The sequence below is a fragment of the Herpetosiphonaceae bacterium genome (assembly GCA_036374795.1).
Classification (GTDB): Bacteria; Chloroflexota; Chloroflexia; order Chloroflexales; family Kallotenuaceae; genus LB3-1.
Genome location: DASUTC010000358.1, coordinates 1 through 13,742 on the forward strand (window position 1 = coordinate 1; position 13,742 = coordinate 13,742).

The following is a 13,742-nucleotide window of genomic DNA, read 5'->3' on the forward strand; positions in this document are numbered from 1 at the left end:
GATTCCCGAATCGTCGGCGGGTGGGCTGAGAAAGGTCTTGAGGCCAAGGTAGCAGAGGTAAAGGCCACCGATCAGACGCAGCCAGAGGTAGTGGCTGAGCAGCAGGCTGGAGATAAAGGTCAGGCCAAATCCGGCGATACAGCCATAGACCGCGTCGGCGGTGGCCGCGCCCAGGCCGGAGACAAAGGCGCTGCGGCGTCCGTCGGTCAGCGCGCGACGAATACAAAGCACCCCGATTGGTCCTACCGGGGCCGCGATCGAAAAGCCGAGGAGACATCCCCGCAAGAGTACTTCCATGTCCATCGTTTGCTCCTGGTGTATGAGTTTCAAGTTCAAAGTTTCAAGTTTCAAGTTTCAAGTTCAAAGTTTCGAGTTTTGAGTTCAAGGTTTTCCTTGTTCCTTTGTGCGCCCAGAGGGCACCCGGTTCCTTTGTTCTCTTGTTCCTTTGTTCTCGCGTGATTCCGACCATAAAAAAAACCCCGCCTGACCGATCGTGGTCTGGCGGGTGCTCGACACGAAACGCGACGGGCGCAGCTATCCAGACCTCCGATCGGAGACGAATCCGAGGTTTTGCTGCTGCTGTGGGCTGCTGATCACTATGTCGTCACGTTTATGCATCACACGTCTACGCTTCATCTTGTGCGGCAGCCTAGCAAGCCGCAGGCGTCGCTGTCAATAGACCATTGGACCAATCGGCCGGGCAGAGGTTGATCGTCAGGCATCGGGCGCAGGCTCGTCGGAGTCTACGCCAAACTCTTTGAGCCAGCGATCGACCTCGGCTTTGGAGAGCTTGGGCTCTGGACGTGGGCGCTGCGGCCTACGGCTGCGGGCGGGTGATGTCGGCTGCTCAAGCTGGGCGGCGAAACGCTCCGCGCGGATGACCTCGATCTGCCTGGCATGCGCCACGGTCGCAACCGAGCGATCGGAGGTGACGACGCGGTACTGCCGGGGCTCTGTCACCCGGTCGATCAGCCGGATCAGGCGCTCGTCGGCGTCCTGGGGCGAGCGTGCAAAGACCGCGCGGATGCCGGGCGGCTCAAGCGCCTGCGGATGTCCGTACACGCCGCCATCGAAGACGACGGTGATCCGGTGGCGGTGATGGCGCAGCACCCAGCGGTGCAAATAGTCCACCAGCCGGGCCTCGTCGTCGGGATCGGTGAGGCGGATGGTGCGGCACTGCCCGATTAAGTTGTGTCCATCGATGATGTAATGCATCGCCCGACAACCTGATACGCGGTCAAAAACGCGGCTATTGTCCCAGAGCGATCTGTCATCGATCTGTCATATGATCGCCCGTACACTACTACCATCTTCGGCCTTGATCAGACACAATAGCTAATGAACACGTTGTGCAAGAGGCCACTGTGACATCACCCAATTACATCCTGATCGCAGATGATGACCATAAAATCCGTGCACTGTTAGTACGAGTTGTGCAAAATGTCGCGCCGAACGCCGTGATTGTTCAGGCCACAAGCGGCACCGAGGCATTGTCTGCGCTCCAACAACATAGCTTTACGCTCGTGATCACAGATTACCACATGCCGGGCGCGTCTGCGCTTGATATTCTCGCCGCGACACACGCTCGGGATGCCGATGTGCCTGTGATTGTCGTCTCGGCTCGCTCCCAGGTCGAACCAAAGGTCCGCGCGGCAGGAGCAGCCGCGTTTTTCTCCAAGCCCTTCGAGATCGAGGCGCTCACCGCGATTGTCCGGCGCGCGCTGCACTCGTCGTAGTCCCACTCCACAATCCGGGTAACACTAAGCAGCGCATCTGCGGCGCTGCTTATTTTGTTGATCCGTTTACGGTCGGATCGCCCCGATGTGTCATCGCAGGAGCCTCGTGCTATACTACAAGCGTAGCTGAACGTAATAATCGGACATTGTACACACGTCCGTAGAATATGCATCTATGGCAACACTCACTATTCTAGGGCTGGGGCCGGGCAGCGCCGAGCTGCTCACGGCTGAGGCGGTCGCTCATCTTCAGCAGATCGAAGAGCTGACTCTGCGCACACAGGTTCATCCGACGGTTGGGCAGCTTCCGGCCCATCTGCGTATCCGCTCGTTCGATGCGCTGTACGAGACGGCGACGGATTTCGCCGCGATCTACCGCCGGATCGCCGAGGAGCTAGTCGCGCGGGCTGCGCGCGGCGAGGCGGTGACGTACGCCGTGCCCGGCCATCCGCTGGTCGCCGAAGCGACGACGCGCCAGATCCGCGCGCTTGCCCGTGAGCGCGGCATCGATCTGCGGATCATCGCCGGTCTTTCGTTTCTGGAGCCGGTCTGCGAGGCGCTGGATCTCGATCCCTTCGAGCGCGGCCTGCAACTGGTCGACGCGCTGGAGTTTGGCGGCGCGGCCTCGTTTCCAACGGCTACCACGCCGGAAACGCGCGCCTGGGCTGAGCTGCAAGGGCACGGGCCGTACGAGCCGCCGCTGCTGCCGTTTCCGGTGCTGACCACGCAGCCGGTGCTGATCGCGCAGCTTTACAACCGGCGCGTCGCCTCGATGGTCAAGCTCGCGCTGCTGGCGCGCTATCTCGCCGAGCATCCGGTGACGATCGTGCGGGCGGCAGGCGTCAACGGCCAGACGCAGGTCGGCACGGTGGCGCTGCATGAGCTGGATCACGATCCGGCGCTCGATCATCTGACCGTAGCCTATCTGCCGCCGCTGCCGGTGCATGAGGATGTGCGCGGGATCGATGGCATCCACTGGGTGATCGCGCGGCTGCTGGGGCCTGCGGGCTGTCCCTGGGATCGCGAGCAGACCCATCACTCGCTGCGGCCATTCCTGCTGGAAGAGGCGCACGAGGTGCTGGAAGCGCTTGACGCCAACGATCCCGAAGCGCTCAGCGAGGAGCTTGGCGATCTGCTGCTTCAGATCATGCTGCACAGCGAGATGGCGCGGCAGGCCGGAGACTTCGATTTTGGCGATGTCACGGCGCATATTGCGACGAAGCTGATCCGGCGGCATCCGCATGTGTTCGGCGATATTGCGGTCGGCGGCACCGCCGATGTGCTGCGCAACTGGGAGGCGATCAAGGCGCAGGAGCACGCCCAGAAGGGCAAGACTCGCGCCAGCCTGCTCGACGGCATTCCGGTCAGCCTGCCAGCGCTGGCGGCGGCGCAGAAGCTTGGCGAGAAAGCGGCCAACGTCGGCTTCGACTGGCCCGATGTGGCGGGTGTCTGGGCCAAGGTGCATGAGGAGATCGAGGAGATTCACTCGGCTGCGCCTGAGCAGCGCAGCGAGGAGTTTGGCGATCTGCTGTTCGTTGTATCGCGGCTGGCCTCGTGGCTGGATGTCGATGCCGAGACGGCGCTGCGCGAGGCTAACGCTAAGTTCCGCCGACGCTTCGCCGCCTGTGAGGGTCTGGCCGAAGGCCGCGATCTGAAACAGATGAGTCCGCAAGAGCTGGATGTGCTGTGGGAGCAGGCGAAACGCATGGAAGTCTGAGGCTCTCGAACGCTGTGCCTGATTGGATGAGCTATGCCAGGACCGATACCGCTCCAGGTTGGTGATACTGTACAGATGCGCAAGCAGCATCCATGTGGTGGCGATACGTGGCGGATCGTGCGGATCGGCGCGGATATTGGGATTCGCTGCCTGACCTGTGATCGCAAGGTGCTGCTGCCGCGCTCGGAGTGCGAGCGCCGCATCAAGCGCATGCTCGCGCGCGCAGCCGACACGACCACAGGCGATCCGCCGACCGATCAGGTCGTTCCATCCGAACGCGACGCGCGATAACGTGGAACTGCACGCCCGCTCGAACGTACACATAACTGCATGAATTGTTTTTCAAAATCCTGCTTCGCCGTCTGGCTGATGGTCTACTTGTTCCTGGTAGCCTTGCTGCCGTCGGGGATCGGCGCGCAGAGCCAGGGCCAGGTATACTACGTGGCGGCGGAGCAGGGCCTGACTACTCCGGCGATCAGCCTGGTGCGCCGCGCGCTGCGTGAGGCGGAGGCCGCCAACGCAAAGGCGCTGGTGATCGAAGTGCGCGGCGGCGGCTCGCTCGACGGCACCTGGCAGCTAGCGCGCGATCTGGCCGCAGCGCGCGTTCCGGTCGTGGCCTATATCGCGCCGCGCGGCGGGCGCAGCGGCCCTGTCGGTACGCTGCTGGTGACGGCGGCGCATGTCGCGGCGATGGCTCCCGGCGCGACGATTGGCTTTGCCGAGCCGCTGGTCGATATTCCCTCCAACTTTTCCCCCACGACGCAGCGGTTGGTCGTCGAGGATGCCGTCAAGCAGCTTACCGCGTGGGCACAAGCGCGGCAGCACAACGCCGACTGGATCGAGCAGGCCGTGCGCAGCGGCGCGATCGTCACTGCCGAGCAGGCGCATGCGTTAGATCCGCCGGTGATCGACGTGGTGGCGACCGAGGATGAGCTGCTGGCAAGTCTGCAAGGGCGGCGGGTGACGCTGGCTCATGGCGAGACGCGCACGCTCGAAACGCTGGGGGCGCAGGTGCAGCGCGTCGAGCCGATGGTCTGGGAGTCGCTCGGCCAACTGCTCGCGCTTCCATCGATCGCGTTCGTGCTGTTTGTGCTGGGCGGTATCGCGCTCTATCTTGAGCTGGCGAATCCTGGCGTGGGTATTCCGGGCATCGCGGGTGCAATCCTGGTAGTTGCGGCGCTGGTTGGCTTTGTGCTCGGCGAAGTTCGGCCTCTGGCGGTGCTGCTGCTGGCCGCCGGGCTAGTCGTCGTTGGTCTTGAGCATGTGGTCATGTCGCATGGCGGCCTGACCGTCGCCGGGCTGATTCTGCTGGTGCTCGGCGCGCTGTACCTCGTCGATCCGGCGCGCACGCCCGGCCTGGGCGTGTCGTCGCTGGTGATCGCGGGCGTGGCGCTGGTGCTGGCTGGCGCTGCAAGCGGTCTGGTCGCGCTGGCGGTGCGGGTGCGCGCCCGCAGGCCGGTGACGGGACGCGACGCACTAATCGGGCAGGTTGCGGAGGTGCGCCAGACGGTCGCGCCCGAAGGGCAGGTCTTTGTCAACGGCGCGCTCTGGTCGGCCTGGACCGATGATGGGCCGTTCGCCGTGGGCGACTTTGTAGAAGTTGTCGGCGTCGAGGGGCTGCGGCTGTATGTACGGAGAGTAGGCCAGGAGGCGGAGTAGCGAGAGCGAAGAACAAAGAACAAAGAACAAAGAACAAAGAACAAAGGGAATCACTTGAAACTTGAAACTTGAAACTTGAAACAAGATCACGAAAGGATACGACGATGGCCGAGTTAGGCGGTTTGGGCATCCTGCTCTGTTTGGGCGGCCTCTTCTTTATTGGACTCATGTACCTGTTCGCCGCAATTCGGGTGATACCTGAGTACGAGCGCGGCGTGATCTTTCGGCTGGGCCGTTTGGTCGGTGCGCGCGGGCCGGGCCTCTTCTTTGTCTGGCCGCCGATCGAGCGCATGATCCGCGTGGATACGCGCGTGCTGACGATGGACGTTCCCGCGCAGGAGGTGATCACCCTCGACAACGTGACGATCAAGGTCAACGCGGTGCTGTACTTCATGGTGATCGATCCGAACAAGGCCGTCGTCAACGTGATGGACTACATCCGCGCCACGATGCAGATCGCGCAGACCACGGTGCGCAGCGTGATGGGCAAGGTGGAGCTGGATACGATCCTGGCCGATCGGGCGCGGCTCAACAGCGAGATCCAGCAGATCATCGACGAGCAAACCGAGCCGTGGGGCGTGAAAGTGACGATCGTCGAGGTCAAAGACGTAGAGCTGCCGCAGCAGATGCAGCGCGCGATGGCGCGTCAGGCCGAGGCCGAGCGCGAGAAGCGCGCCAAGATTATCCACGCAGAGGGCGAGTTCCAGGCATCCAAGCAGCTTGCGGCGGCGGCGGATATTATCGCCCACGAGCCGGTGACGCTTCAGCTACGCTACCTGCAAACGCTGACTGAGGTCGCGACGGAGAAGAACTCGACGATTCTCTTTCCCTTCCCGCTCGATATTGTTCGTCCGTTCCTGGGCATGATGGGCACGTCGGAGGAGGTAGAGCTGAAAAGAGCCGCGATGCAGCAGGCGAATGCCGCCAGAGCATCACAGCGGCCAGCGGTGCAGGCAGGACCGGCTGCGCCAGCCACGCAGCAGCTCCGCCCTGAGCCGAATCGCGCTCCGCCCACGGAGTAACCTTACACCTATACCATCATGGGGATTCGGATCGTAGGGGCACGGCACGCCGTGCCCCACATGATGATTTGGGCATCATTTACTCGTCGTTTTTTTTGGCAACGACGGCACGACCGTGTAGCGTCCGCGCAGATCGTTCCAGCGCACGCGGACAACATCCGAGAAGTTCCGCCACGAGTCGCGGATCGGATCGACTTTTGTTTCGACACCATAGCGCCAGGTGACGGGCACTTCTTTGATGCGGTAGCCAAACTTGCGCGCCAGGAAGAGCACTTCGACATCGAAGGCCGTCACCGCCGCGCCCTGCACAAGCTTTGCGTCCGCGCCATAGAGCTGCACGCTGCTGAAGATCCGGTGCGCTACCTCGCGTCGAAAGGCTTTGAAGCCACACTGGGTATCTTGGATGCCGCCCAGCGCGATCAGCCGAACGACCGCGTTGAAGATCCGCCCCATGAAGTGACGGTAGCGGGGCTCGCCCAGGCGTCGCGCGCCCAGCCCCTCCCGCGAGCCGATCGCAATGTCATAGCCCGACTCAAAGGCGGGCAGCAGCTTGCTCCACTCGTCCATTGGCACCGCGAGGTCGGCATCGGTGAAGAGAATGTAGCGGCCCTGAGCCAGCAGCATCCCTGTGCGCACGGTGTAGCCCTTACCACGATGGTCGTTGCGGATCACGCGAAGCCTGGGCTGCGTCGCCTGGATGCGCTCGGCGATCTGAACGGTCGCGTCGGTACTGCCGTCGTCGACCACAATTACCTCGGCGTCGAAGGGCTGGTCGGCGGCGAAGGCGAGGATTGCTTCGAGGGTTGCCTGCAAACGTCGCTCTTCGTTGTAGGCGGGAACTACCACGGAAAGAAGTGTCGTCACGGCTCCCTCTACTTGTGCAGCGCTGCGATAAACTGAGCATCGGCAAGGCGCTGGCGCTCACGGATCGCGCGGCGCTTGGCGATGAAGCGCGGCAGATCGCGCAGGCCCGCGATCTGGCCGCGTAGCCGCGCGCGCGCAGCGGCTCCTCGGATGTGGCGCAGGGCATCTAGCGTGATCAGCAGTTGTCGTTTGAGAAACGCAAAAAAATATTTAGAGACGGCTGTGGTCGGCATGTTTTTGCTCCAGACCAGGATAAAATTTCGCCCACAATAATAGCTGGCAAGTGGCCCGCCGCCGGTCGCGCTCAGCTTATGATACACGATCGCCGTTGGCACAAACAGCGTGCGATAGCCAGCCAGCCGGGCACGAATGTTAAGGTCGACATCTTCGCAGTACATAAACAGATCTTCATCAAAGACTCGGCCATCGACGGCTACGGCTTCCAGCGCCGCACGACGATAGGCCGCCGCGCCCGCGCACGGACCGAATACGTCGACCGAGGCATCGTACTGGCCGCGATCGACCTCCCAGACGCCACGGTTGAAGGGCAGCCCATCGATGCGGTAGCCATCGCCCGCCGAGTGAATCACGTCGCGCCGATCGTACAGGCGGAGCTTGCTGGCCGCAAACGCATACTCCGGGCGCTGCTCAAGCGCCCCGACCAGCTCTGCCAGCCAGCGCTCGTCGACCTCGGTATCGTTGTTGAGCAGCACGACGTACGCACCCTGCGTGACGGCAATCGCCTGGTTGATCGCCCTGGCAAGACCGCTATTCTTCGCCAGCTCGACCACCTGCACCTCAGGGTAGCGCTCGCGCAGCAGCGCAACCGAGCCGTCGCTGGAGCCATCGTCGACGACGGTGATCTTGAAGTCCCGGCGCGTCTGGCGACGCAGCGCATCCAGGCACACCGGCAGGAGCGCCACTCCGTTATAGTTTGGGATAATAATATCAATCATTGGCTATGGTTGTCCGCAAGGCTGGAGAGAAATGTAGCGAGCGCTGCCTGCCATGGACGAAGCTGGATCTGAAGATCAGTCGCACCTACAAAATTACGGAGCGCACCAAAAGCTGGGGGCGTGCTCTCACGTTTATATTCAGCCAGTTTAATCGGCTTTAGTATACCATCTGTGTGCCCGCTCTGCCGTAGGATCTCGCGGGCAAACTCGAATCGCGAGCAGTAGCCCTCGTTGACGAAGTGGTAGGTGCCGTAGGCCGGATGCTCGATCAGGCGGGCGATAGCATCGGCGATGTCGGGCGCGTAGGTTGGATTGCCAATCTCATCATCCACCACCGCGAGCTCGGGCCGCTCCTGGGCTAGGCGCAGGATCGTACGGACAAAATTACGCTCGCCGCCGAAGACCCAGGCCACGCGCACGATATAGAAACGTTTGAGCACCTGCTGGACGACGTGTTCGCCGACCCATTTGGAGTAGCCATAGGGGTTGATCGGCTCAGGCCGATCGAACTCAAGATAGGGCTGCGCTGCCCGTCCGCTGAAGACTTCGTTGGTGCTGATATAGACGAGCGGAATATCGAGCTGCTGGCAGGCGAGCGCGACGTGCTTGGTACCCAGGCCGTTCACGAGCAGCGCCCGATCGGGATCGCGCGCGCAGCCGTCGACGTTGGTGTAGGCCGCCGGGTGAATCACTAGATCGGGCTGCTGCTCGACAATCGCGGCGGTCGCGGCGGCTGCGCTGATGTCGAGGGTGGCATGGCTGCCAGGAATGAGTGAATGGTGCTCTTGGAGCCGAGCTACGAGCGCCTGTCCTACCTGGCCCTGCGCTCCGGTTATCAGAATACGCACGCTGTTATCCTATTGCCTCATCTAAGAACAGGGATTCTGTGGGCAAGCCCACCGCCGGGTGCCATGCCGGGCGCCCGGCATGGCAACAGCCCCGGCCTGGCGGGGCATGATCGGCGGGCATGGTAGGGGATAGCGGCGTGGTTGTCAACCATCGAAGAACCTGGGTGAGGGCCTCTTGTACGCTCAGCGCTCACGGCACGGCACGCAAGCTGGCCTGCTGGATCAGAAACAGCTCACGAATCCCCTGAGTGCCAAGGTCCAGCATCGCGTCGAGCTGCCGCCGGTCGAAGGGCTGCCCCTCTGCCGTGCCCTGTACCTCGACGAACGCGCCGCTGCCCGTCTGGACAATGTTACAATCGACGGCGGCGGTGCTGTCCTCCTCGTAGCTCAGATCGAGCAGCGCCTGCCCGCCGACGATGCCGACGCTGATCGCAGCGATCTGAGTGATCAGCGGCGAGACGGTGAGCGTGCCGTCTTTGAGCAGCGTCTCGACGGCGTAGGCGACGGCGACATAGGCTCCGGTGATCGCGGCTGTGCGTGTGCCGCCGTCTGCCTGAAGCACATCACAATCCAGGGTGATCGTACGCTCGCCGAGGAGCTGGAGATCGATTGCGGCGCGGAGCGAGCGCCCGATCAGCCGCTGGATCTCCTGGGTACGTCCGCTTGCTCCGTTGCGCTCGCGGCGCGTGCGGGTATGCGTGGCGCGCGGCAGAAGCGAGTATTCGGCGGTGATCCAGCCCTGGCCGCGTCCTTTGAGCCAGGGCGGAACGCCCGCCTCGACGCTGGCGCTGCACAGGACGTGCGTGTTGCCACACTTGATCAAGACCGATCCCTCGGCATATTTTTGCACATGGGCGACGATCTCAACTGGACGAAGCTGATCGGGTCTGCGGCCATCTGAGCGCTGCATGGAGCCTCCTTCTATCATCGTTGGCGAGTATTGTAGCAAGCATTATCTAGTCCAGAATCAAGGCGAGTTCAGCGTTCAACGTTCCAGGTTCAAGGTTGCTTCCTTGTTCTTTTGTGCTTTTCCCGCCGAACCCGCGACCGCAATCGGCCTGTTAAGTGAGCGGCTTGTGGATGTGCGCGGGAGTCGGTATCATTGATCGTAAAGCAAATGAGTGCTATACTTCTTTGGTACAAGTGTTCGTGTCGCTGCCCATCTTATACCTCGCCACTGTCGGATGAGCCGCGACTTTTTTTTGCCTGCTGTAGCACGCGGGCCATAGACCGATTGCCCATACCCGGCTCGGATCTCCGTGGCAATGGGTGGAGAAGCGCTGCATGGCTAAGGATAGAATCGTCATCAAAGGTGCTCGCGAGCACAACCTCAAGAATATCGATCTCGACATACCCCGCGATAAGCTCGTCGTCCTGACAGGAGTTTCAGGCTCCGGCAAGTCATCGCTCGCGTTCGATACGCTGTACGCCGAAGGCCAGCGCCGCTATGTCGAATCGCTCTCGTCGTATGCCCGGCAGTTCTTAGGCCAGATGGAGAAGCCCAAGGTCGATTATATCGGCGGCCTCTCACCGGCAATCGCGATCGAGCAAAAATCTGCCTCGAAAAATCCGCGCTCAACGGTCGGCACCGTCACCGAGATCTACGACTATCTGCGCGTGCTCTTCGCGCGGATCGGCGTGCCGCACTGTCATCAGTGCGGGCGCGAGATCGGCTCGCAGACGGCAGAGCAGATGGTCGATCGGGTGTTGCAGCTCGATCCGGGCACGCGCTTCATGGTCCTGGCTCCGGTCGTCTCGACGCGCAAGGGCGAGTACAAAGAGATCTTTGTCGAGGCGCGGGCAGAGGGCTTTAGCCGCGTGCGCGTCGACGGCGAGGTGCGCGATCTGCACGAGGAGATCAAGCTCAACAAAAAGGTCAAGCACTCGATCGAGATCGTGGTCGATCGTCTGGCGATACCAGCGCCCGAAGCACAGGCGCGGCAGCCCGGCGACGAGATGCCGGAGCTGGTGGGTCTGGCCGAGACACCGACGGCCTACGATCCGAGCACGCCCTGGCAGCAGCGCGAGGAGCCGAACGCTGATTTCGTGACGCGCCTGACGGACTCGATCGAGACGGCGCTGCGGCTGGGCGAGGGCAAGGTGATCATCAGCATCCAGCGCCAGCGCCGCGAGGAGGCGCAGGAGCAGCAGCCACAGACGGCGCTGACCCTGCGCAACCAGGATAATCCCGACGAGTGGGTCATGAGTGAGAACTATGCCTGCGCGCAGTGCGGCATCTCGTTCATGGAGCTGACGCCGCAGATGTTCTCGTTCAACGCGCCGCAGGGAGCGTGCCCAACCTGCGCCGGTCTGGGGACGCGCCTTGAAGTCGATCCCGACCTGATCGTGCCCAATCCGCTGCTCTCGCTGCATGAGGGCGCGGTGATCTACTGGGGCGAGCTGCGCAAAAAGAAAGACTCGTGGGGCTACCGCGCGCTGGTGCATATCGCGCGACACTACGGCTTTAGCCTGGACGCGCCGTGGAAGGATCTGTCCGATCACATCAAGCAGGCCTTGATCTTCGGATCTGGCAAGGAGCGGATTCGCTTCTCGTGGGACAGCGCCGGATCGCGGGGCGAGTATCTGCGGCCCTGGGAAGGTCTGTCGAGCGAGATCACGCGGCGGTTTCACCAGACTGGCTCGGATGGGATGCAGGAGTACTACCGGGCGTATATGAGCGAACAGCCGTGTCCGGCGTGTCACGGCGCGAAGCTGCGGCCAGAAAGCCTGGCGGTGACGATCGGCGGCCTGTCGATCAAAGATATGACCGCGCTGACGATCGATCAGGCGTATGGCTGGGCCTGCAAGCTCTCCGGCGAGACAGACCGCTGGTACGGGCAGCTCGACGCGGAGAGCATCGGCCCGACGATCGCCAGCACCGAGCGGCTGGGCGACTACGAGCTGGCGGTCGCGGGGGAGATCCTCAAGGAGATCCGCGAGCGGCTGGGCTTCTTGCTCAACGTGGGCCTGCACTATCTGACGCTGGATCGATCCGCTCCATCGCTCTCCGGCGGCGAGACGCAGCGCATCCGGCTGGCCTCGCAGATCGGGTCGGGGCTGGTGGGCGTGATGTATATTCTGGACGAGCCGAGCATTGGCCTGCACCAGCGCGACAACCGCAAGCTGATCGATACGCTGACCAAGCTGCGCGACCTAGGCAACACGGTGCTGGTGGTCGAGCACGACGAAGAGACGATGCACACCGCCGACTGGATCATCGACTTCGGGCCGCGCGCTGGCATCAACGGCGGCGAGGTGGTCGCGCAGGGCACGCCCGCCGAGGTCGCCGCGAGCGATACGCTGACGGGGGCGTACCTGTCGGGCAGCATAGAGATCGCGGTGCCGACCGAGCGCCGCCAGCCGATTGGGTGGCTCGATCTGCGCGGGGCGCAGCAGAATAACCTGCGCGACATCGACATCCAGGTGCCGCTGGGCGTGCTGACGGCGGTCACGGGCGTGTCGGGGTCGGGCAAGTCGTCGCTGATCACCGAGACGCTCTATCCCGCGCTGGCGGCGCGACTCAACCGGGCGCAGCTCCGCGCGGGCAGGCATCGCGCGCTGGACGGCCTTGAGCAGCTCGACAAGGTGATCGACATCGATCAGCAGCCGATCGGACGCACGCCGCGCTCGAATCCGGCGACCTACGTCAAGCTCTTCGATCTGATCCGCGAGGTCTTTGCTCAGTCGCCGGAGGCCAAGCTGCGCGGCTATCAGCCTGGCCGCTTCTCGTTCAACGTCAAGGGCGGGCGCTGCGAGGCGTGCGAGGGCAACGGCGAGAAAAAGATCGAGATGCACTTCCTGGCGGACGTGTGGGTGACGTGCGATGTCTGCAAGGGCAAGCGCTACAACCGCGAGACGCTTCAGGTCAAGTACAAGGGCAAGACGATCGCCGATGTGCTGGATATGGACGTGCAGACCGCGCTTCAGTTCTTCGAGAACGTGCCGCGCATCCGGCGCATTCTGCAAACGCTGCACGACGTGGGCCTGGACTACATCAAGCTTGGACAGTCGGCGACGACGCTCTCCGGCGGCGAGGCGCAGCGCGTCAAGCTGGCAAAAGAGCTGTGCCGGGTCGCGACGGGCCGCACGATCTATATTCTGGACGAGCCGACGACGGGGCTGCACTTTGCGGACGTGCAGCATCTACTGCAAGTGCTGCATCGGCTGGTGAATGCCGGAAACACGGTGCTGGTGATCGAGCATAACCTGGACGTGATCAAAACCGCCGACTGGGTGATCGATATGGGGCCGGAGGGCGGCGCTGGCGGCGGCCTGATCATCGCCCAGGGCACGCCGGAGCAGATCGCGCAGGTGGCGGAGTCGCATACCGGCCAGTTCGTCAAGGATATGCTGGCGAAAGCGTCGGCGACGATCCATCTCGACGTGCTGCACGGCGATGTGCCGTCGATCGAGGGCGCGTGGTGCGCGCCCGACCTGGCGCAGCCCGACGACGGAGCCGCGCACACCAATGGCAAGGCGAATGGCGCGACGAACGGCAAGGCCAATGGCGTCGCACCAGCGAAGCGCAAAGGTCGTCCGCGCAAGGTCGATGTCGCAGCGTGAGCCAGCGCAAATCCAGATCCAAGCGGAGCAGGATAGCCAGATGGCTATCCTGTTCGATTCTATCAATTCCAATGAGCACGAATAAAATGCTAGCTTTTTGATAGACGAGTATGGTATAGTGGAGCAACATCCTCACGTACGATGCACCAGCTACTCTTAGAGATGTTTGTACAACCGTAGAGCATAGAGATATAGAGCGCGGCATTCAACTCCCACATCCCCTCAAACGTCCTATTAACGCACACACGAGCGTGCTCTTGCTATCCCGATGCTGATACCACCTCGCGTGTCCCGTTTGTGACACGCCTGAGTTTTATGAAGCCGCTCCAGATCTGCCTATAGCAGTTCCATTCTGATCGCTTGTATTAGAGCCTGTC

12 protein-coding genes are annotated in these 13,742 nt (G+C 62.5%); 6 read left to right on the plus strand and 6 right to left on the minus strand.

Going from position 1 to position 13,742, the window contains the following annotated elements; genetic code table 11:
• A partial coding sequence (locus VFZ66_28625; GenBank protein ID HEX6293181.1) for a LysE family transporter occupies positions 1-303 on the minus strand: 303 nt, incomplete at its 3' end.
• A gap of 411 nt (positions 304-714) precedes the next feature.
• Positions 715-1,215: an NYN domain-containing protein gene (locus VFZ66_28630; protein HEX6293182.1), complete on the minus strand. Its 501-nt coding sequence runs from the start codon at positions 1,213-1,215 to the stop codon at positions 715-717.
• Positions 1,216-1,364: 149 nt separating this feature from the next.
• Here VFZ66_28630 and VFZ66_28635 point away from each other — a divergent pair, with 149 nt between their 5' ends.
• The 5 genes from VFZ66_28635 (at position 1,365) to VFZ66_28655 (ending at position 6,134) form a co-directional block, all read left to right on the plus strand.
• Positions 1,365-1,736 (plus strand): response regulator, encoded by a 372-nt coding sequence (locus VFZ66_28635; protein ID HEX6293183.1) that lies wholly within the window; start codon positions 1,365-1,367, stop codon positions 1,734-1,736.
• Between the two features lie 175 nt (positions 1,737-1,911).
• Complete coding sequence (gene mazG, locus VFZ66_28640) at positions 1,912-3,453, plus strand: nucleoside triphosphate pyrophosphohydrolase (GenBank protein ID HEX6293184.1); 1,542 nt, start codon at positions 1,912-1,914, stop codon at positions 3,451-3,453.
• A gap of 33 nt (positions 3,454-3,486) precedes the next feature.
• On the plus strand, positions 3,487-3,744 hold the full coding sequence (locus VFZ66_28645; GenBank protein ID HEX6293185.1) for a DUF951 domain-containing protein: 258 nt from the start codon (positions 3,487-3,489) through the stop codon (positions 3,742-3,744).
• 39 nt (positions 3,745-3,783) lie between these two features.
• Entirely contained in the window at positions 3,784-5,112 is a 1,329-nt protein-coding gene (locus VFZ66_28650) for an NfeD family protein (GenBank protein HEX6293186.1), read from the plus strand.
• A gap of 104 nt (positions 5,113-5,216) precedes the next feature.
• Positions 5,217-6,134 carry a slipin family protein gene (locus VFZ66_28655; GenBank protein ID HEX6293187.1) on the plus strand — a complete coding sequence of 306 codons (918 nt, stop codon included), beginning with the start codon at positions 5,217-5,219 and terminating at the stop codon, positions 6,132-6,134.
• Positions 6,135-6,209: 75 nt separating this feature from the next.
• Here VFZ66_28655 and VFZ66_28660 read toward each other — a convergent pair whose 3' ends face one another.
• The 4 genes from VFZ66_28660 to rph form a co-directional block, all read right to left on the minus strand.
• Positions 6,210-6,998 carry a dolichyl-phosphate beta-glucosyltransferase gene (locus VFZ66_28660; GenBank protein ID HEX6293188.1) on the minus strand — a complete coding sequence of 263 codons (789 nt, stop codon included), beginning with the start codon at positions 6,996-6,998 and terminating at the stop codon, positions 6,210-6,212.
• A gap of 8 nt (positions 6,999-7,006) precedes the next feature.
• A complete protein-coding gene (locus VFZ66_28665) occupies positions 7,007-7,954 on the minus strand; it encodes a glycosyltransferase family 2 protein (GenBank protein ID HEX6293189.1) in 948 nt (315 codons plus the stop codon).
• Positions 7,951-8,802, minus strand: a complete 852-nt coding sequence (gene rfbD, locus VFZ66_28670; GenBank protein ID HEX6293190.1) for a dTDP-4-dehydrorhamnose reductase — start codon at positions 8,800-8,802, stop codon at positions 7,951-7,953. The genes VFZ66_28665 and rfbD overlap by 4 nt, the downstream gene beginning before the upstream one ends.
• A gap of 190 nt (positions 8,803-8,992) precedes the next feature.
• Positions 8,993-9,712 carry a ribonuclease PH gene (rph, locus tag VFZ66_28675; GenBank protein HEX6293191.1) on the minus strand — a complete coding sequence of 240 codons (720 nt, stop codon included), beginning with the start codon at positions 9,710-9,712 and terminating at the stop codon, positions 8,993-8,995.
• Positions 9,713-10,086: 374 nt separating this feature from the next.
• On the opposite strand from rph, the gene uvrA reads away from it, so the two are divergent.
• Positions 10,087-13,365: an excinuclease ABC subunit UvrA gene (gene uvrA, locus VFZ66_28680; GenBank protein HEX6293192.1), complete on the plus strand. Its 3,279-nt coding sequence runs from the start codon at positions 10,087-10,089 to the stop codon at positions 13,363-13,365.
• The last annotated feature ends 377 nt before the right edge of the window (positions 13,366-13,742 follow it).